Source organism: Acinetobacter sp. WCHAc060006, assembly GCF_004209135.1.
Classification (GTDB): domain Bacteria; phylum Pseudomonadota; class Gammaproteobacteria; order Pseudomonadales; family Moraxellaceae; genus Acinetobacter; species Acinetobacter cumulans.
On the sequence record NZ_SGSS01000011.1, the window covers coordinates 42,076 to 60,711 of the forward strand.

General features: G+C 42.7%; 31 protein-coding genes and 1 pseudogene. 1 reads left to right on the top strand and 31 read right to left on the bottom strand.

Annotated features, from left to right (window positions below; genetic code table 11):
* Positions 1 to 41 precede the first annotated feature (41 nt).
* The 31 genes and pseudogenes from EXE29_RS08400 to EXE29_RS08550 form a co-directional block, all read right to left on the bottom strand.
* Positions 42 to 833: an alpha/beta fold hydrolase gene (locus tag EXE29_RS08400; protein ID WP_117007441.1), complete on the bottom strand. Its 792-nt coding sequence runs from the start codon at positions 831 to 833 to the stop codon at positions 42 to 44.
* Positions 834 to 992: 159 nt separating this feature from the next.
* Positions 993 to 2,483 carry a flavin-containing monooxygenase gene (locus tag EXE29_RS08405; protein WP_106984047.1) on the bottom strand — a complete coding sequence of 497 codons (1,491 nt, stop codon included), beginning with the start codon at positions 2,481 to 2,483 and terminating at the stop codon, positions 993 to 995.
* Between the two features lie 203 nt (positions 2,484 to 2,686).
* Entirely contained in the window at positions 2,687 to 3,052 is a 366-nt protein-coding gene (rplQ, locus tag EXE29_RS08410) for a 50S ribosomal protein L17 (RefSeq protein WP_004641032.1), read from the bottom strand.
* A gap of 18 nt (positions 3,053 to 3,070) precedes the next feature.
* Positions 3,071 to 4,078 (bottom strand): DNA-directed RNA polymerase subunit alpha, encoded by a 1,008-nt coding sequence (locus EXE29_RS08415; RefSeq protein ID WP_106984046.1) that lies wholly within the window; start codon positions 4,076 to 4,078, stop codon positions 3,071 to 3,073.
* Between the two features lie 17 nt (positions 4,079 to 4,095).
* Entirely contained in the window at positions 4,096 to 4,722 is a 627-nt protein-coding gene (gene rpsD, locus EXE29_RS08420) for a 30S ribosomal protein S4 (protein ID WP_004691294.1), read from the bottom strand.
* Between the two features lie 12 nt (positions 4,723 to 4,734).
* Positions 4,735 to 5,121, bottom strand: a complete 387-nt coding sequence (gene rpsK / locus EXE29_RS08425) for a 30S ribosomal protein S11 (RefSeq protein ID WP_001040166.1) — start codon at positions 5,119 to 5,121, stop codon at positions 4,735 to 4,737.
* A 19-nt stretch (positions 5,122 to 5,140) separates the two neighbouring features.
* Positions 5,141 to 5,497 carry a 30S ribosomal protein S13 gene (gene rpsM / locus EXE29_RS08430; RefSeq protein WP_106984045.1) on the bottom strand — a complete coding sequence of 119 codons (357 nt, stop codon included), beginning with the start codon at positions 5,495 to 5,497 and terminating at the stop codon, positions 5,141 to 5,143.
* A 107-nt stretch (positions 5,498 to 5,604) separates the two neighbouring features.
* Positions 5,605 to 5,721 (bottom strand): 50S ribosomal protein L36, encoded by a 117-nt coding sequence (gene rpmJ / locus EXE29_RS08435; RefSeq protein WP_000867907.1) that lies wholly within the window; start codon positions 5,719 to 5,721, stop codon positions 5,605 to 5,607.
* Positions 5,722 to 5,740: 19 nt separating this feature from the next.
* Positions 5,741 to 7,060 carry a preprotein translocase subunit SecY gene (gene secY / locus EXE29_RS08440; RefSeq protein ID WP_171356346.1) on the bottom strand — a complete coding sequence of 440 codons (1,320 nt, stop codon included), beginning with the start codon at positions 7,058 to 7,060 and terminating at the stop codon, positions 5,741 to 5,743.
* 45 nt (positions 7,061 to 7,105) lie between these two features.
* On the bottom strand, positions 7,106 to 7,546 hold the full coding sequence (rplO, locus tag EXE29_RS08445; protein WP_106984043.1) for a 50S ribosomal protein L15: 441 nt from the start codon (positions 7,544 to 7,546) through the stop codon (positions 7,106 to 7,108).
* A 3-nt stretch (positions 7,547 to 7,549) separates the two neighbouring features.
* The gene (rpmD, locus tag EXE29_RS08450) at positions 7,550 to 7,726 is read right to left on the bottom strand and encodes a 50S ribosomal protein L30 (protein WP_004809788.1); all 177 of its coding nucleotides are present in this window, start codon (positions 7,724 to 7,726) and stop codon (positions 7,550 to 7,552) included.
* A gap of 6 nt (positions 7,727 to 7,732) precedes the next feature.
* Positions 7,733 to 8,230 carry a 30S ribosomal protein S5 gene (gene rpsE, locus EXE29_RS08455; protein WP_004786901.1) on the bottom strand — a complete coding sequence of 166 codons (498 nt, stop codon included), beginning with the start codon at positions 8,228 to 8,230 and terminating at the stop codon, positions 7,733 to 7,735.
* A 2-nt stretch (positions 8,231 to 8,232) separates the two neighbouring features.
* A complete protein-coding gene (rplR, locus tag EXE29_RS08460; protein WP_106984042.1) occupies positions 8,233 to 8,583 on the bottom strand; it encodes a 50S ribosomal protein L18 in 351 nt (116 codons plus the stop codon).
* A 14-nt stretch (positions 8,584 to 8,597) separates the two neighbouring features.
* Positions 8,598 to 9,131, bottom strand: a complete 534-nt coding sequence (gene rplF, locus EXE29_RS08465; protein ID WP_106984041.1) for a 50S ribosomal protein L6 — start codon at positions 9,129 to 9,131, stop codon at positions 8,598 to 8,600.
* A 13-nt stretch (positions 9,132 to 9,144) separates the two neighbouring features.
* The gene (gene rpsH / locus EXE29_RS08470; RefSeq protein ID WP_053579514.1) at positions 9,145 to 9,540 is read right to left on the bottom strand and encodes a 30S ribosomal protein S8; all 396 of its coding nucleotides are present in this window, start codon (positions 9,538 to 9,540) and stop codon (positions 9,145 to 9,147) included.
* A 12-nt stretch (positions 9,541 to 9,552) separates the two neighbouring features.
* On the bottom strand, positions 9,553 to 9,858 hold the full coding sequence (gene rpsN / locus EXE29_RS08475; protein WP_106984040.1) for a 30S ribosomal protein S14: 306 nt from the start codon (positions 9,856 to 9,858) through the stop codon (positions 9,553 to 9,555).
* A 9-nt stretch (positions 9,859 to 9,867) separates the two neighbouring features.
* Positions 9,868 to 10,404 carry a 50S ribosomal protein L5 gene (gene rplE / locus EXE29_RS08480; protein ID WP_106984039.1) on the bottom strand — a complete coding sequence of 179 codons (537 nt, stop codon included), beginning with the start codon at positions 10,402 to 10,404 and terminating at the stop codon, positions 9,868 to 9,870.
* 16 nt (positions 10,405 to 10,420) lie between these two features.
* Positions 10,421 to 10,738 carry a 50S ribosomal protein L24 gene (rplX, locus tag EXE29_RS08485; RefSeq protein ID WP_106984038.1) on the bottom strand — a complete coding sequence of 106 codons (318 nt, stop codon included), beginning with the start codon at positions 10,736 to 10,738 and terminating at the stop codon, positions 10,421 to 10,423.
* Between the two features lie 9 nt (positions 10,739 to 10,747).
* Positions 10,748 to 11,116, bottom strand: coding sequence for a 50S ribosomal protein L14 (rplN, locus tag EXE29_RS08490; protein WP_106984037.1), 369 nt, complete (start codon positions 11,114 to 11,116; stop codon positions 10,748 to 10,750).
* A 91-nt stretch (positions 11,117 to 11,207) separates the two neighbouring features.
* A complete protein-coding gene (gene rpsQ / locus EXE29_RS08495) occupies positions 11,208 to 11,465 on the bottom strand; it encodes a 30S ribosomal protein S17 (RefSeq protein WP_106984036.1) in 258 nt (85 codons plus the stop codon).
* Complete coding sequence (rpmC, locus tag EXE29_RS08500; protein WP_005012982.1) at positions 11,462 to 11,659, bottom strand: 50S ribosomal protein L29; 198 nt, start codon at positions 11,657 to 11,659, stop codon at positions 11,462 to 11,464. Before rpmC ends, rpsQ begins: the two co-directional genes overlap by 4 nt.
* On the bottom strand, positions 11,659 to 12,072 hold the full coding sequence (gene rplP / locus EXE29_RS08505) for a 50S ribosomal protein L16 (RefSeq protein ID WP_106984035.1): 414 nt from the start codon (positions 12,070 to 12,072) through the stop codon (positions 11,659 to 11,661). The genes rpmC and rplP overlap by 1 nt, the downstream gene beginning before the upstream one ends.
* Positions 12,051 to 12,828 (bottom strand): annotated as a pseudogene (rpsC, locus tag EXE29_RS08510) (30S ribosomal protein S3). Before rpsC ends, rplP begins: the two are co-directional and overlap by 22 nt.
* 1 nt (position 12,829) lies before the next feature.
* Positions 12,830 to 13,159, bottom strand: a complete 330-nt coding sequence (gene rplV, locus EXE29_RS08515; protein ID WP_106984033.1) for a 50S ribosomal protein L22 — start codon at positions 13,157 to 13,159, stop codon at positions 12,830 to 12,832.
* A gap of 11 nt (positions 13,160 to 13,170) precedes the next feature.
* Positions 13,171 to 13,446: a 30S ribosomal protein S19 gene (gene rpsS, locus EXE29_RS08520; RefSeq protein ID WP_004281508.1), complete on the bottom strand. Its 276-nt coding sequence runs from the start codon at positions 13,444 to 13,446 to the stop codon at positions 13,171 to 13,173.
* 19 nt (positions 13,447 to 13,465) lie between these two features.
* Positions 13,466 to 14,290, bottom strand: a complete 825-nt coding sequence (gene rplB / locus EXE29_RS08525; RefSeq protein ID WP_067762915.1) for a 50S ribosomal protein L2 — start codon at positions 14,288 to 14,290, stop codon at positions 13,466 to 13,468.
* An 11-nt stretch (positions 14,291 to 14,301) separates the two neighbouring features.
* Positions 14,302 to 14,622, bottom strand: coding sequence for a 50S ribosomal protein L23 (gene rplW, locus EXE29_RS08530; protein ID WP_106984032.1), 321 nt, complete (start codon positions 14,620 to 14,622; stop codon positions 14,302 to 14,304).
* A complete protein-coding gene (rplD, locus tag EXE29_RS08535) occupies positions 14,619 to 15,221 on the bottom strand; it encodes a 50S ribosomal protein L4 (protein ID WP_106984031.1) in 603 nt (200 codons plus the stop codon). The genes rplW and rplD overlap by 4 nt, the downstream gene beginning before the upstream one ends.
* Before the next feature lie 11 nt (positions 15,222 to 15,232).
* A complete protein-coding gene (gene rplC / locus EXE29_RS08540; protein WP_106984030.1) occupies positions 15,233 to 15,871 on the bottom strand; it encodes a 50S ribosomal protein L3 in 639 nt (212 codons plus the stop codon).
* 64 nt (positions 15,872 to 15,935) lie between these two features.
* Positions 15,936 to 16,247 carry a 30S ribosomal protein S10 gene (gene rpsJ / locus EXE29_RS08545; RefSeq protein WP_004725677.1) on the bottom strand — a complete coding sequence of 104 codons (312 nt, stop codon included), beginning with the start codon at positions 16,245 to 16,247 and terminating at the stop codon, positions 15,936 to 15,938.
* 239 nt (positions 16,248 to 16,486) lie between these two features.
* Complete coding sequence (locus EXE29_RS08550) at positions 16,487 to 17,251, bottom strand: type 1 glutamine amidotransferase (protein WP_117007439.1); 765 nt, start codon at positions 17,249 to 17,251, stop codon at positions 16,487 to 16,489.
* A gap of 151 nt (positions 17,252 to 17,402) precedes the next feature.
* On the opposite strand from EXE29_RS08550, the gene EXE29_RS08555 reads away from it, so the two are divergent.
* Positions 17,403 to 18,617, top strand: a complete 1,215-nt coding sequence (locus tag EXE29_RS08555; protein ID WP_171356345.1) for a PLP-dependent transferase — start codon at positions 17,403 to 17,405, stop codon at positions 18,615 to 18,617.
* Positions 18,618 to 18,636 lie beyond the last annotated feature (19 nt).

The following is an 18,636-nucleotide window of genomic DNA, read 5'->3' on the forward strand; positions in this document are numbered from 1 at the left end:
TTCGTTCAGCGTTGCTGTTCTCATTTTACAAGTAACTATGATTAAAACAGCTCATTGAGAAATTCTTGAATAATCTGCAAAACCAGCTCAGGTTGCTCTTTATGCGGTAAATGATGCAACCCTTCTAAAATATGCATTTCAGCGCGACCATCAACACCATCAAATAATTGCTGTGCTTGATTTATACTGCCGTATTCGTCTAATTCACCATGAATAATCAAGCTTGGACAGCTTACTTTTGGCAAGACTGTGGCCAAATTCCAGCTTTGAAACTCAGGTGCAAGCCAGGTTTCCGTCCATGCATCTAATACCCACTGTGCCTTCTGTGGATGGTATTTCTCTAAGCGTTCCAATTGACCTGCTTGTTGAAAACCTTTTTTTGCAAGCATGATCCCCTGCACTGTTTGCTCTTCTACTTCAAACTGGGCTGCAATACTCACTAAACTTACACAGCGCTCTGCTTCTTGAGCCGCAATGGCAAATGCCATAGCACCACCCACACTATGCCCCATCACCACAAAATGTGAGAGCTGAAAATAGTCAATCACAGCCTGAAAAGCCTGCTGTGCTTCACTGAGCACAAAGTCCAGTGCAGGTAAGGCCATACATGCATCAGACAATCCAAAGCCTAAACGATCATAGGCATAGACTTTACGCTTTGAAAGATGTGCCAATTGCGCAGGTAAATCTCGCCATAAATCCACACTTCCTAAAGAATCGTGTAACAAAATTATGGGTGCCAATTCAGCATTTACATCAACCGATTGCCAAGAACGAGCGTTTAATAACAAAGTGCCAAAAGGCACTTGATATTGCTGTGTTTGAATATCCATTACACTACTTCGATTTATGTCCTACACACATCTTGTCCGAATCTACAGATAAGGCAAAGTTAAATTATTGAACGCAGAATTCATAAAAAAAGGAGCTCTTAGAGCTCCTTCTCATATCCAGCTTATAATGAAGTGATGTTAATACCTCATAAAATTATCTTAAGAGACTAAACGAGGCTTTGTCACTGAAGCTGCTGATTTCTTACTAAATTTGAGCACACTATCTTCAAATCCAGCTTTTTTCAATGCTTTACGATCTGCCAAATAGTTATTGGTTACACGCCATGGCCCACTCTTACCTTGTTTCGGCATGACATCCGCAGCACGCGCAATATAACCAGAGCTGAGACTTCCCATCACCGTATCTTGCTCAATTTGTGTTGCATCGCCTTGTGGTAAAACTTCGTTATAGCCTTTCTCATCCATATAGTTCAGCAAACGACAGATATATTCAGCAGCAATATCCACTTTTAAAGTCCAAGACGCATTAATATAGCCAATAATTAGCGCCATATTTGGCACATCACTGACCATCACACCTTGATATAGCATATGCTGAGAAGTGTTCAATGGCTTACCATCAATCGTCGCTTTAATTCCACCTAAAATTTGAATATTTAAACCTGTCGCAGAAATTACAATATCTGCATCTAAATGTTTACCAGACTTCAACTGAACACCTTTGGCAGTAAACTTCTCAATTTGATCCGTTTCTACACTTGCACGGCCTTCACGCAAAATCTTAAATAAGTCACCATCTGGAACAACACATAAACGCTGATCCCAAGGATTATATTTAGGCGTAAAGTGTTTCATATCCACCTTACCCTTTAACTGCATTTTAATAGATTGCAATAAGAATTTGCGAAGCAACTCAGGCTGCTTTTGAGCGACTGCATATACAGCACGCTGCACACCAATATTACGTGCACGTGTTAATTTATAAGCCAAATCTTCAGGCAACACTTTACGCATTTTGTCATAGATCATATCCACCGAAGGAATAGATGCAATATAGGTTGGCGAACGTTGTAGCATCGTTACATGACCAGCCCCACCCTTCGACATCGCTGGTACGAGGGTAATTGCAGTTGCACCACTACCAATGATGACTACTTTTTTGCCTTTGTAATCTAAATTTTCAGGCCAATGTTGTGGGTGAATAAACTGACCTTTAAATGCACTTTGATTTGGAAAATCAGGTTGGAAACCTTTGTCATAGTTGTAATAGCCCGTACAGCCCACGACAAAATTTGCAATCCAAGTTTCTTTTTTATTGTCCGCATTTTCAATTTCAACCGACCATTTTTTCGTGTTCGAGTCATAATTTGCACTCAACACACGATGCTGAAAATGAATTTTCTGTGCCAACTGATTTTCGTCAATAACTTCAGACAAATAGCCTTTAATTGAAGCACCATCAGCCAAAACACTGGCCTTTTGCCAAGGTTTAAAATTAAAACCAAAAGTTGACATGTCCGAATCTGAACGAATACCAGGATATTTAAATAAGTCCCACGTACCACCAAAACTTTCACGACGTTCAATAATTTCAAATGAACGTTGCGGGCAATTCTTTAATAAATGCGCTGCAATACCAATACCAGAAATACCAGCACCAACAATCAGAATATCAACTTGCTTTTCCATATTGTTCTTTTAACCTATCTCAGTTTTATGGTTTTATTAAAGCACATATTTGACAATACGCAATGTCAAGTTTGATAAAATTTGATAAATTCCGTGTCATTTAAGGACAACACTTATTTTTGTCTAACAATTTTTAGGCAAAAAAAAAAGACCGGCTAAAAGCCGGTCTTTCTTAGAACAACTAACGCTATTCTTGTGCGAAATTATTTAACTTCGCGATCTACAAGCTCAACGTAAGCCATCGGTGCAGCATCACCCGCACGGAAGCCCGCTTTAAGAACACGTAGATAACCGCCGTTACGTTCTTTGTAACGAGGGCCAAGAACGGTAAACAATTTACCAACAGTTGCTGCTGAACGAGTACGAGCAAACGCTAAACGGCGGTTTGCAACAGTATCGTTTTTAGCTAAAGTGATTAAAGGCTCAGCAACACGGCGAAGTTCTTTCGCTTTAGGCAAAGTTGTTTTAATTAACTCATGCTCAACTAAAGCATTTGTTAAGTTTTGGAACAACGCCTTACGGTGACTGCTTGTACGGCCTAATTTCACACCACTATTACGATGACGCATGGTGATAGTCCTACTTAATTAACGGCTACGATAGGCAAAGCGGTCGTCCATGCGTAAACTAGCTGGTGGCCAGTTTTCTAAACGCATGCCAAGCTGCAAGCCTTTCGAAGCTAGAACATCTTTAATCTCAGTCAACGATTTTTTACCTAAGTTAGGAGTTTTTAACAACTCAACTTCAGTACGTTGAACAAGATCGCCAATGTAGTAAATATTTTCTGCTTTCAAACAGTTAGCAGAACGAACAGTAAGCTCTAGATCATCTACTGGACGAAGCAAGATTGGATCAACTTCTTCACGAGGTTCTTGAGCAACTGGCGCTTGATCTTTCTGAAGATCAACAAAGATTGCAATTTGTTGTTGCAAGATTGTTGCCGCTTTGCGGATCGCTTCTTCTGGATCTACAGTACCATTTGTTTCAAGATCAATGATCAGTTTATCAAGATCTGTACGTTGTTCTACACGAGCATTTTCCACTGTGTAAGACACACGTTTAATAGGGCTATAAGAAGCATCTAATTGTAAACGACCCACTGGGCGAGTTTCGCCTTCTGGGAAGCGTGAATCAGAAGTCTCGTAACCACGACCTTGAGAAACTTTCAGGCGCATCTTAAGATTGCCTGTAGCACTTAGAGTGCCGATCAAGTGTTCAGGGTTAACCACTTCAACATTATGAGGTAAACGAAGGTCAGCGGCAGTTACGTCGCCAGGACCTTGTTTCTCTAATGTCAAATAAGCTTCATTTTGATCGAACAGCTTAATAGACAATCCTTTTAGGTTCAGCAAGAGCTCGACGATGTCCTGCTGCAAGCCTTCCAAAGTACTGTACTCGTGCTCGACACCTTCAATTTCAACTTCAACCACAGCAGCGCCAGGTAAAGAAGAAAGTAGGATGCGACGTAAAGCATTACCAAGAGTATGACCAAAGCCACGCTCTAAGGGTTCTAGAATAACTTTTGCCGAGGTCCCGCTTGCCGCTTCGACCTTAATCGCTTGCGGAGTTAGAAACTCATTTGCAGTACGCGTCATTATTGCTACCTCAAGGATTATTTAGAATACAATTCTACAATCAAGCTTTCGTTGATTTCAGCAGGTAAATCAGAACGATCTGGAGCAGCTTTGAACGTACCTTCCAATTTAGAATGGTCAATTTCCATCCAAGAAGGAATGCCACGTTGAGCAGCTAATTCAACTGCGTTTTTGATACGCAATTGTTGTTTAGCGCCTTCGTGAACTGCAATCACGTCACCAGCTTTAACTTGGATAGACGCGATGTTAACGCGACGGCCATTTAAAGTGATAGAACGGTGAGATACAAGCTGACGAGCTTCTGCACGTGTAGAACCAAAACCCATGCGATAAACAACGTTATCTAGACGGCTTTCAAGCAATTTCAACAAGTTTTCACCTGTTGCGCCTTTAACACGAGCAGCTTCTTTGTAGTAGTTACTAAATTGACGTTCTAAAACACCGTACATACGACGTACTTTTTGTTTTTCACGTAATTGTAGTGAATACTCAGATTGTTTGCCACCACGAGCGCCGCCATGTTGGCCAGGTGCTTTAGCAGCTTTTTTTGTTTTGACGTCAAATGGTTTAACGCCAGATTTTAATTGCAGGTCTGTCCCTTCGCGGCGAGAGAGTTTGCATTTTGGACCAATATAACGAGCCATGAATGTTTCTCCTTACACGCGACGTTTTTTAGGTGGACGGCAACCGTTGTGCGGGATTGGCGTCACATCGGTAATGCTGTTAATTTTATAACCCACTGCACCTAAAGCACGAACCGCAGATTCACGACCTGGACCAGGACCTTTTACAAGGACGTCCAAGTTTTTCAAACCGTAGTCTAAAGCTGCTTTACCAGCAACTTCAGCAGCTACCTGAGCAGCGAACGGAGTTGATTTACGTGATCCACGGAAGCCTTGTCCACCAGAGGTAGCCCAAGCCAGTGCATTACCTTGACGATCGGTAATAGTCACAATGGTGTTATTAAAAGAAGCGTGAATGTGTGCAACACCTTCAGAGACGGTACGAGTGACCTTCTTGCGTGTGCGAGTATCTTTAGCCATCTTTTAGCTTCCAGAAATCTTATTTCTTAATAGGTTTGCGCGGACCTTTACGGGTACGTGCGTTAGTTTTGGTGCGTTGACCGCGGACAGGCAAGCTGCGACGATGACGAAGACCGCGGTAGCAGCCTAAATCCATTAAACGTTTAATGTTCATGGAAATTTCGCGACGTAAGTCACCTTCGGTAGGAACCTTAGCAACTTCTGCACGAATCGCATCAAGCTGAGCGTCATCTAATTCACGAATCTTAGTTGTAGTAGCGATACCTACAGTAGCTAAGATGTTCTTAGCAGTGTGGCGACCTACACCAAAGATGTACGTTAGAGAGATAACAGCATGCTTGTTATCCGGAATGTTTACACCGGCAATACGAGCCATTCAATTTTCTCCAAAAAGGCAGTTAAGATAATCAACCGCCCCACAAAAATCTTGAGGGGCGGATAATAACCTAATTAGCCTACTGAAATCAACAGGTCTTGATCAGATTAACCTTGACGCTGCTTATGACGAGGTTCAGCGCTACAAATTACGCGAATAACCCCATTACGACGGATAACTTTACAGCTACCACAAATTTTCTTTACAGAAGCTTGTACTTTCATGATGAAACCTCAAGTGCGCTTATCCCTTAGGATGAGCAGTCGTTTTTCTCATTAATGATTGATTATCGTACTGATGCGATGTGAGATGAGCTTGTAGCTGAGCCATAAAGTCCATCACAACAACCACTACGATCAGTAAAGACGTACCACCTAAGCTGAATGGAATACCAAACGAACTTTGTAGAATCATCGGCATTAAACAGATGATTGTGATATAAATCGCGCCGATAAAGGTCAATCGATTGAGAATATGATCTAAGTAACGAGCAGTTTGCTCACCTGGACGAATACCAGGCACATAAGCTCCGCTGCGTTTTAGGTTTTCTGAAACTTCTTTAGGGCTAAATACTAGCGCAGTATAGAAATAACAGAAAAAGATAATTAACGCACCAAAGAGCACCAAATACAACGGCTGTCCAGGCGACAAAACGAGTGCCAAATCTTGTAGGCCACGCTTAATAAAACCAGCATCAACATCATGACTACCTACCCACTGACCTAAGCTCGCAGGAAATAATAGCAATGAACTTGCAAAAATCGCAGGAATCACACCCGCCATGTTAATTTTTAACGGCAAATGTGTCTGTTGTGCTGTAAATACACGACGACCTTGTTGTTTTTGAGCATAGTTTACTGGAATACGACGTTGCGCTTTCTCAATAAACACAATTGCTGCCAATACTGCAATCGATAATACAGCAAAAACTGCCAAACCAATCATACTTGATTGACCATTATCGATAGAAGTAAATGATTGCAGAACCAAGTTCGGCAAACCTGCAACAATACCAGCGAAGATGATCATGGAAATACCGTTCCCCACCCCACGCTCGGTAATTTGTTCACCCAGCCACATTAAGAACATTGTACCTGCAACTAAAGATGTTACAGCGGGAACGTAAAATGCAAGACCAGAAGTCAAAGTAATATTTTGACTAATTAGACCTGCACACATCCCGATCGCTTGCACAAGTGCAAGGAACAACGTGCCCTGACGTGTATATTGGTTAATCTTACGCTTGCCTTGTTCGCCTTCTTTTTTCAAAGCTTCAAGCGAAGGAACCACAGTTGACATCAACTGCACGATAATCGATGCAGAGATGTATGGCATGATCCCTAGAGCAAGAATTGACATCCGCTCTAATGCACCACCTGAAAACATATTAAACAAACCAAGGATCGTGCCTTGGTTTGCATTAAAAAGGTTTTCAAGCGCAGCATTATTAATGCCCGGTACTGGTATATGCGCTCCTAACCGAAAAACCAACAACGCCCCGATGAGGAACATCATACGACGAATAATTTCACGGTATTTCACATGAAATGGTTGACCTTTCATCATGTTAACATGACCTGACGAGCTAGGAGACATAGACACTGGGGATTACTCCTCGACTTTGCCGCCAGCAGCTTCTAGAGCAGCTTTAGCGCCTTTAGTCAATGCAACACCTTGTACAGTGAATGCACGAGTAATTTCACCAGAAAGTACGATACGTGCACGAAGCATGTCTTTACGTACAACGTTAGCAGCTTTTAAAGTTTCTAGAGACACGATGTCGCCTTCAACTTTAGAAAGTTCTGATAAACGTACTTCAGCAGTTTTCAAAGCCATTTGGCTAGTGAAGCCGAATTTAGGCAAACGACGATATAACGCTGTTTGACCGCCTTCGAAACCTGGACGTGTACCACCGCTCTTACGCGAGTTTTGACCTTTGACACCACGGCCACCAGTCTTACCAACGCCAGAACCGATACCACGGCCTAAACGAAGGTTATCACGTTTAGCACCTTCTGCAGGTGCAATTGTATTTAAACGCAGAGTCATGGCTTATTCCTCTACACTAACCATATAGTAGACTTGGTTGATCATACCACGGTTAGAAGGTGTATCTAGCACTTCTACAGTATGACCAATACGACGCAGACCTAAACCTTTAAGGCTAAGCTTGTGATTTTTCAAGCGATGCGATGCAGATTTAGTCTGGGTAACTTTAATCGTTTTCATGATTGATTACCCTTGAATTTGTTCAACAGTAAGACCACGTTTCGCAGCAACCTTCTCAGGAGAAGTCATATCACGCAGACCGTTAAAAGTCGCGTTAACAACGTTTGCAGCGTTAGTAGAACCGTAGCATTTAGTCAATACATTGCGTACGCCAACAGCTTCTAAAACTGCGCGCATTGCACCACCAGCGATTACACCAGTACCTTCAGAAGCAGGCTGCATGTAAACACGGCTAGCGCCATGACGAGCATTGATAGGGTGCTGAACAGTACCATCAACAAGGTCAACAGTAATCATGTTGCGACGAGCAGCTTCAAGTGCTTTAGAAATAGCAGCTGGAACTTCACGTGCTTTACCACGACCAAAACCTACGCGACCATTACCATCACCCACAACAGTTAATGCTGTGAAAGAGAAGATACGACCACCCTTAACAACTTTGGCTACACGATCAACGGCAACCAGCTTTTCAACAAGACCTTCGTTTTGTTCAACTTTAGCCATGATTAGAACTCCAAGCCGTTTTCACGAGCAGCATCAGCCAAGGCTTTGATACGACCATGATATTTAAAACCAGAACGGTCAAATGCAACTTTAGTAACACCAGCTGCTTTAGCACGCTCTGCGATTAAAGCACCTACTTGTTTCGCTGCTTCAACGTTACCAGTTGTACCTGCACGTAAAGTAGCATCTAAAGTAGAAGCTTGAGCTAATACTTTGCCACCATCTGCTGAGATAACTTGAGCATAGATGTGACGCGGTGTGCGGTTTACACACAAGCGAGTCGCACCCAATGCACGAATGTGCAAGCGTGTGCTTTTCGCACGACGCAAACGGGATTGTTTCTTTTCGTTCATAAGAACCTCGCGCCTTATTTCTTCTTAGCTTCTTTACGAAGTACAACTTCGTCAGAATAACGAACACCTTTACCTTTATAAGGCTCTGGTGGACGGTAGCCACGGATTTCCGCAGCAACTTGACCTAAAGCTGCTTTGTCAGCAGATTTAAGGATAATTTCAGTTGCAGTTGGAGTTTCAGCAGTCACACTTTCAGGAAGTGCATAATCAATTGGGTGTGAAAAACCAAGGTTAAGGTTAACAACGTTACCTTTAACCGCAGCTTTATAACCAACACCAATCAATTGTAACTTGCGTTCGAAGCCTTCGCTAACACCTTTTACAAGGTTGTTTAAGACAGCGCGAGCAGTACCAGCTTGCATCCAAGCGTCTTTCGACTCTTTAACTGGAGCAACTTGAAGTTTACCTTCTTCCTGTTTAAGCTCGACCAGCGCATGCAGGTTGAAAGACAAAGTACCTTTAGTGCCTTTCACTTCGACCTGCCGGCCGTTCTGAGTAACTGTTACACCGTTAGGTACAGTTACTGGGGCTTTAGCCACACGAGACATGAGGAATCACCTATTAAGAAACAAAAGCAATAACTTCACCACCGATGCCCGCAGCACGTGCAGCGCGATCAGTCATGATGCCTTTGCTTGTAGAAACAATTGCAATACCTAAACCTTGCTTAACGCTAGGAAGTGCATCTTTACCGCGGTATTGACGTAGACCTGGACGGCTTACGCGTTTCACAGTTTCGATAACTGGTTTGCCTTCGAAATATTTTAACGTAATTGTTAAAGTTGCTTTGCCTTCAGCGTCTGCAACTTCTACGTTAGAGATGTAACCTTCTTGTTGAAGTACGTTTGCAATAGCAACCTTCAACTTAGAATTAGGCATAGAAACAGTTTGTTTCTTCGCCATTTGTGCGTTACGAACACGTGTTAGCATGTCGGCAACGGTATCTTGCATACTCATTTATAGTGCTCCTTACCAGCTTGCCTTAACAACGCCCGGTACATCACCTTGCATTACTGTATCACGTAGTTTGTTACGGCTTAGACCGAACTTACGGAAGTAACCATGAGGACGACCAGTTAAACCACAACGGTTACGCAGACGTACTGGAGACGCATTACGTGGTAATGCTTGTAATTTCATCATCGCTTCGAAACGCTCTTCGTCGCTTGCATTTACATTTGCAATCGTAGCTTTTAATTCAGCACGTTTTGCAGCAAATTTAGCAACAGTAGCTTCGCGTTTCAATTCGCGATTAATCATACCTTTCTTAGCCATATCGACCTCTTATTTGAACGGGAAGCCGAATGCACGCATAAGCGCACGGCCTTCGTCATCGGTGCGAGCAGTCGTAGTGATGGTAATATCCATACCACGAATACGATCAATCTTATCAAAATCGATTTCAGGGAACATGATTTGTTCCTTAAGACCCATTGAGTAGTTACCACGACCATCAAATGATTTCGCAGAGAAACCACGGAAGTCACGGATACGTGGGATCGCGATAGAGATCAAACGGTCTAAGAATTCGTACATTTGTTCGCCGCGTAAAGTAACTTTACAACCGATCGGCCAACCATCACGGATTTTGAAACCAGCGATAGATTTACGAGCTAATGTAAGAACTGGTTTTTGACCAGCAATCGCTTGCATATCTGCAAGAGCACCATCAAGGAGTTTTTTGTCAGCAGAAGCTGCGCCAACACCCATGTTGATCGTGATTTTAGTAATGCGAGGAATTTCCATCACATTTTTAACGTCTAATTGCTCTTTTAACTGAGCTTTTAGTTCGTCGTTGTAACGCGTTTTAAGTCTGGCCATAGCCTAAATCAACCTATTACTTCGCTGCCGCCACTGATTCACCAGATGACTTGAATACGCGAGTTTTCACGCCTTCAACTACTTGGTAACCAACACGGTCAGCCTTTTGGGTTGCAGCATTAAAAATTGCCACGTTAGAAATATGAAGCGAAGCCTCTTGAGTTACGATGCTGCCTTCAGCGCCCGTAGCACGGTTTGGCTTTTGGTGCTTCTTAACTAAGTTAAGGCCTTCAACCTTCACTTGGTCATTCGAAACAGACAATACAGTACCCTGTTTGCCTTTTTCTTTACCTGCGATCACGATTACTTGATCGCCTTTTTGAATCTTAGCCATGATTGCCTCTTATAGAACTTCAGGAGCCAGTGAAATAATTTTCATGAACTGTTCAGTACGAAGTTCACGTGTCACTGGTCCAAAGATACGAGTAGCAATTGGCGCTTTGTTGTTGTTCAAAATAACAGCTGCGTTATCGTCGAAACGAATAACTGAACCGTCTGCACGGCGGATGCCGAACTTTGTACGTACAACAACAGCATTCATCACATCACCTTTTTTAACGCGTGAACGTGGAATTGCTTCTTTTACAGTAACTTTAATAATGTCGCCAACAGACGCATAACGACGATGTGAACCACCAAGTACTTTAATACATTGTACGCGGCGAGCACCACTGTTGTCTGCTACGTCGAGCATACTTTCGGTCTGAATCATTGCCCTACTCCAAAACCGAGCATCACCGGTCACAAATTCGAAAGGCTCAAAGAGTACTCGAATTTGACCGATGATGCAACTAGAACGTTAATTACTCAGCAGCTGCTTCAATAACTTCAACTAGAGTCCAAGACTTAGTTTTAGAAACTGGGCGGCTTTCTTTGATAGTTACAACGTCGCCGATTTTAGCAGTGTTGTTCTCATCATGAGCATGTAATTTTGTTGAACGGCGGATTGATTTGCCATACAACGGGTGTTGAACACGGCGTTCAATAAGAACAACGATAGACTTGTCCATCTTGTCGCTTACTACTTTGCCTGTTAACGTGCGGACTGTATTTTCACTCATTGTCCGTTCCCCTGTTTTTCGGTAAGGAGGGTCTTAATACGAGCAATTGTTTTACGAGTAAGCGCAACTTCGTGCGATTTACCCAATTGACCAGTTGCTTTTGCCATACGAAGACGGAATTGGTTAAGCTGTTGCTCATCAAGCAAAGCTGTCAACTCTTCTACCGACTTTTCACGTAGATCATTAGTTTTCATTACATTACCGTCCGAGTCACGATAGTGGTTTTAAACGGAAGTTTAGCAGCAGCAAGTTTAAATGCTTCTGTTGCCAACTCGTCGCTAACACCATCAATTTCGTACAAGACTTTACCTGGTTTGATTTCGCAAACCCAGTATTCCACAGAACCTTTACCTTTACCCATACGAACTTCTAATGGTTTATTAGTAATTGGTTTGTCTGGAAAAACACGGATAAAGATCTTACCACCACGCTTAATACGACGGCTGATTGTACGACGCGCCGCTTCAATTTGACGTGCAGTCATACGACCACGTTCGATTGATTTAAGTGCGATTGTACCGAAAGATACTGAGCTACCACGATGTGCAAGACCAGTGTTACGGCCTTTTTGCACTTTACGGAATTTCATACGTTTAGGTTGTAACATGGATTATTCTCCTTTTTCAGCAGAACGATCATTGCGACGACCACGACGCTCTTGACCTTCACCACGACCACGACCACGTTTAGCTGGACGCTCTTCTGCAGGAGCTGGGTTCATGACTTGCTTCATGCCACCCAAGATCTCGCCACGGAAGATCCAAACTTTAACACCGATCGTACCGTAAGTAGTCTCAGCACGCATAGTTGAGTAGTCGATATCAGCACGTAAAGTATGTAGAGGTACACGACCTTCACGATACCATTCTGTACGAGCGATCTCAGCACCACCTAAACGGCCTGATACTTCAACTTTGATACCTTTAGCACCAGCACGCATAGAGTTTTGTACCGCACGCTTCATAGCACGACGGAACATAACACGTTTTTCTAATTGAGAAGCAATTGCTTCAGCAACTAGACGAGCGTCTAAGTCTGGGCGATCGATTTCATTGATACTAACTTGCGCAGGAACACCCATAATAGCTGTTAATTCGCGTTGTAGTTTCTCAATGTCTTCGCCTTTTTTACCGATAACGATACCTGGACGAGCAGTGCTAATAGTAATTTTAGCAGCGCCTGTAGGACGTTCGATAAGAATATTGCTGATCATTGCGTTCTTAAGTTTTTTAGTTAAAAACTCACGAACTTGCAAATCTTTAAGCAAGTATTCAGCGTATTGTTTCGGACTCGCATACCAGTTAGCGTTATGACGTTTCACAACACCTAGGCGGATACCGATTGGATGAACCTTCTGACCCATATCAAACCCCTACCTTAACGGTGATGTGACAAGTACGCTTAGTAATACGATCTGCACGGCCTTTAGCACGTGGCAAAATACGTTTAAGGCTCATGCCTTCGTCAACGTAGATCGTAGAAACTTTAAGATCGTCTACATCTAAACTGTTATTGTGTTCAGCGTTTGCAATCGCAGACTCTAATGCTTTCTTAACTAAAACTGCAGCTTTTTTATTGCTGAAAGTTAAAATGTTAAGCGCATGTGCAACAGATTTACCGCGCACAAGGTCTGCAACCAAACGTGCTTTTTGTGCCGAGATAGCGGCACCGCGTAATTTAGCAGTTACTTCCATCATAGCACCTATTAACGTTTAGACTTCTTGTCAACACCGTGACCACGATAGGTACGAGTTGGCGCGAATTCACCTAGTTTATGACCAACCATGTGTTCAGATACGATTACTGGAACATGGTTACGGCCATTGTGTACAGAAATTGTTAGACCAACAAAATCCGGTAAGATCATCGAACGACGCGACCAAGTTTTGATCGGCTTACGGTTATTAGCCGCGATAGCCGCTTCAACCTTAGCGAACAAGTGCGCATCGACGAATGGGCCTTTTTTCAGAGAACGAGGCATTGTCAGATTCCTTTACTTGTTACTTAACGCGACGGTCGCGAATGATCATCTTAGTCGTACGCTTATTGGTACGTGTTTTGTACCCTTTAGCTTTTTGACCCCATGGGCTTACAGGTTGAATACCTTTGTTACGCCCTTCACCACCACCGTGTGGATGGTCTACTGGGTTCATCGCCATACCACGAACGGTAGGACGAACACCACGCCAGCGCGATGCACCAGCTTTACCCAATGAACGAAGGTTGCTTTCTTGGTTAGAAACTTCACCAAGAACTGCACGGCATTCAACGTGTACTTTACGCATTTCGCCTGAACGTAGACGAATGATAGCGTAAGAACCGTCACGACCTAACAACTGAGCAGAAGTACCAGCAGAACGTACTAATTGTGCGCCTTTACCGATTTTAAGCTCGATGTTGTGAAGTGTAGAACCGATTGGCATGTTGCGAAGTGGTAAGCAGTTACCTGGACGAATTGGAGCATCGTTACCAGATTGTACTTGATCACCAGCACGAAGGCCTTTAGGTGCAATGATATAGCGACGTTCACCGTCAGCATATTTCAATAAAGCAATATGAGCTGTACGGTTAGGATCGTATTCAATACGTTCAACTACAGCCGGGATGCTGTCTTTGTTACGTTTGAAGTCAACGATACGGTAGTGCTGTTTATGACCACCACCAACGTGACGAGTCGTAATGTGACCGTTGTTGTTACGACCACCAGTACGTTTTTTAGCTTCTACCAACGGAGAGTACGGTGCGCCTTTGTGAAGGTGATCATGAACCACTTTCTCTACAAAGCGACGTCCTGGAGACGTTGGCTTACATTTTTGAATCGGCATAATTTTCGTCCTTATTCCGCTGCGTTTTCAGCGGTATCGCCCAAGTCAGCCATTTCAACATCTTGGCCAGCTTTCAGGGTGACGTATGCTTTTTTAACATCAGAACGACGTCCTAATGTTTTACCAAAGCGTTTTGTCTTACCTTTAGTGATCGTTGTGTTAACTTTAACAACTTGAACACCAAACAGTTGCTCAACTGCTTTTTTGATTTCAAGTTTGTTTGCATTTAATGCAACTTTGAAAACTTGAACACCAGCAGTTTCGCCTAAAACTTGTGCTTTTTCTGAGAATACAGGTCCTTGTAGGACTTGATATAAACGTTCGTTGTTCATCCGAGTTCTACCTCAATTTTCTTAGCAGCAGCTACAGACATAACAACTTTATCGAACGCGATCAAGCTAACAGGATCGATTGCAGCAGCATCAACAACATCCACGTGTGGAAGGTTGCGCGCAGCAAGGTATAGATTCTCATCTACAGCTTCTGTAACGATCAATGCGCGAGTTGCATTTAAGTCGTTAAGTTTTGCAAGCAATTCTTTAGTTTTTGGAGCTGCAACAGCAAACTCTTCAACCAATACCAAGCGATCTTGACGAACAAGTTCAGCTAGGATGCATTGCATAGCACCGCGATACATTTTACGGTTTACTTTTTGAGACCAGTCTTGTGGACGAGCAGCAAAAGTTTTACCACCGCCAACCCAGATTGGGCTACGAATAGAACCAGCACGAGCGCGGCCAGTACCTTTTTGACGGAATGGTTTTTTACCACCGCCAGAAACGTCTGCACGAGATTTCTGAGCTTTAGAGCCTTGACGACCACCAGCTAAGTAAGCTGTAACTACTTGGTGAACAAGAGCTTCGTTAAAGTCACGACCAAAAGCAACTTCAGATAACTCAACAGCAGAGCCGGAAACAGTATTTAAATTCACAATATTTCCCCTCAGGCCTTGATCGTAGGACGAACAGTAACGTCACCACCAGTAGCACCAGGAATCGCGCCTTTAACAACAAGAACTGAACGTTCTGCGTCAATTGCAACAATCTCAAGACCCTGTGTAGTTACGCGTTCAGCACCTAAATGGCCAGCCATTTTTTTGCCTTTGAATACGCGACCAGGAGTCTGGTTTTGACCAGTAGAACCTAAAACACGGTGAGAAACAGAGTTACCGTGAGTAGCATCTTGAGTACGGAAGTTCCAACGCTTAACGCCACCTTGGAAACCTTTACCTTTAGATGTACCAGTTACGTCAACGATTTGACCAACTGTGAACAAGTCAACAGTTAGAGTACCACCAACTTCACGACCTTCAAGATCAGCTTCTGTAGCGCGGAATTCTTGAACTAGACGACCAGCAGCAACACCCGCTTTAGCGAAGTGACCTTTCTGAGCGTTAGTTACGCGAGATTCGCGACGTTCACCAGTAGTGATTTGAATCGCTTGATAACCATCAGTTTCAAGCGTTTTGATTTGAGTGATGCGGTTAGGATCAACCTCAATCACTGTTACAGGTACAGAAACACCAGCATCTGTAAAGATACGTGTCATACCGCACTTGCGACCGACTAAACCAATAGCCATGTGCATTAACCTCTAAAAAAGCGGCTTAATTAACTTCTATAATTCGTTAATTAACCCGAAAGCCTTAACCCAAAGCGATCTGAACATCAACACCAGCTGCAAGATCTAACTTCATCAATGCATCTACAGTTTTGTCTGTAGGTTGAACGATGTCGATCAAACGCTTATAAGTACGGATTTCGTACTGGTCACGTGCATCTTTGTTTACGTGTGGTGATGTTAAAACGTTAAAACGTTCAATGCGTGTAGGCATTGGAATTGGACCGCAAACTTGTGCGCCAGTACGTTTTGCTGTTTCTACGATTTCTTGAGATGATTGATCAATTAAACGGTGATCAAAAGACTTAAGACGGATACGAATTCTCTGGTTAGACATACCAGTTAACTCCAAGCCAAAAATATAAAGAATCACTCTTGACGCATCTCACCCCACTAATAAAGGCAAGTGTCAAGAGCAGTGAATTATCACTAAGGTCACGATCGATGCCGCGACTGTCACGATGTTAACTACTTTATTCGTAGTCAACCCCCTTCATTAAAGGGTCACCCATTATAACTATTGTTTAATGCATAAGCAAATCTAAAATCGTTTTTTTATCATGTTTTTCAATTTAATTATGCTTTGTGACATTCAGCGAGTTGTCCTGCCACTGTTCTTTGCAATACATACGCTATTGCTTGGTTTAATATTTGATTTCCCTGAATAAATTTACTTTTACTACTTGACTTCAGCTCGCCTTCCGATTGTATATATGCCCCTGTATATCGTTCACAGGCATCATCTGTTTCCAAGAACAGATTTAAAGCATGCGGGGTAATTTCTGGGTGAAACTGGAAGCCCAAGACATTTTGACCAATCTGATACACTTGATTGCGACAACCATCGTTTTCCGCCAAATGTATAGCACCTTTAGGTATTTCAAAACTTTCGCCATGCCATTGCAAAACCTGAAATTCATCTGGCAAGGGAAAACAATGCTCTGGTACATGGGCTGTCTTACGTACAGACATCCAACCCAGTTCTTCATGCGGACTTTTACTGACTGCAGCCCCCAAAGCATTGGCAATTAACTGCCCACCCAAACACAAACCTATTGCAGGCTTCCCTTGTGCCAAATAGCGCCTTAACCAACGCTTTTCTATTTTTAGCCAAGGGAAATTAGCTTCATCATTGACACTCATTGTGCCCCCCATAATGATGAGTAAATCAACATCATCTACATGAGGTAAGGCCTCTATATCTAAAGCCAAATCGATAGGCAAGGCAAAAAACTCAGTGGCAGAAATTTTAGCATTCATACCTTTCAAATATTCATAACAACTTCCGAACCCTTCACCAGCAATATGCTGAAAATAATGTACTTTTAACTGTGGCTTCATTCACTTTCCTATATCTTTTCTCTCTTATAGATAGTGGTTTTGCAAAAATGAAGCCAACTTTTTAGCTTTCTGCTTACATTAAACAATTTATACACATTGTGGTGTATTTAGGATGAATCCCTTAAGCTCAAATACAAGATTTAACGAATGAATGAGTTTCGCTGTGAAAAATAAACCTCAAACCGCCCTCATACATGCACCACGACGTGCCCCTCAATATATAGAAACCGTTCAACCTCCCCTATTTCGTGCATCTACTATTATTTTCAACAATACTGATGCCCTATTTAATCGCCACTGGACAGATGCTTACGACTATAGTTATGGCACACATGGCACCCCAACCACCTTTACACTTGGCGATAACATTGCGCAAATTGAAGGCGGTATATATAGCCTCCTTGCACCGAGTGGCTTATCAGCGATTAACTTAGTCAATTCTTGTTTTTTAAGTCAGGGAGATGAAGTGTGGGTGGCCGATAATATTTATGGCCCAAATATGGAGCATTTACGTAACTTAGAATCACGCTACGGAATTCATGTAAAAGTTTATAACTCACTCGATGTTTCAAGCTTTAACCCTAGCTCAAAAGCCAAGCTTATTTGGTTAGAAGCTGCAGGTTCGGTCACCTTAGAATTCCCTGATCTTGCAGGATTAGTCAAAAAAGCCAAAGCTCAAAACATCTTAACCGCACTCGACAATACATGGGGCGCAGGTCTTGCCTTTAATGCTTTTGATTTTGGAGATGAGCATTTAAGTGTCGATATCACTGTCCATGCACTAACCAAATATCCAAGTGGTGGTGGCGATATTTTAATGGGCTCTGTGGTAACACGTGACCAAAAATTGCATCACAAACTATTCCGTATGCATGCCATTCAAGGGATTTCTGTTTCAGGTGATGATGTGGCACAAGTGCAACGTAGCCTTGCATCTATGCAATTACGGTATGCGCATCAAGCCAAAAGTGCATTAACGCTTTTGAATTGGCTGAAGCAACAATCTGACTTTGTACAAGTATTACACCCTGCCGACCCTGATGCTGCAGGACACGAGTATTGGAAAAACATTTGCAAACAAGGCCAAAGTGCTGGCTTAGTCAGTGTAATTTTCAAACCTGAATATGACATGGAAGCGATCCGTCGCTTTTGTGATGCATTACAGCTGTTTAAATTAGGTTTTAGCTGGGGTGGTCCCGTGAGTCTGGTGATGCTGTATAACTTAAAAGAGATGCGTGTTTTAGAACATACACATTTACAACAAGGTTTGCTGGTACGTTTCTGTATAGGACTAGAAGATCCACAAGATTTAATTCAAGATATAGAAAATGCTTTAAAACAAATGAACCAACAATTACATGAATAATGAGACAAAAGGCTAAATT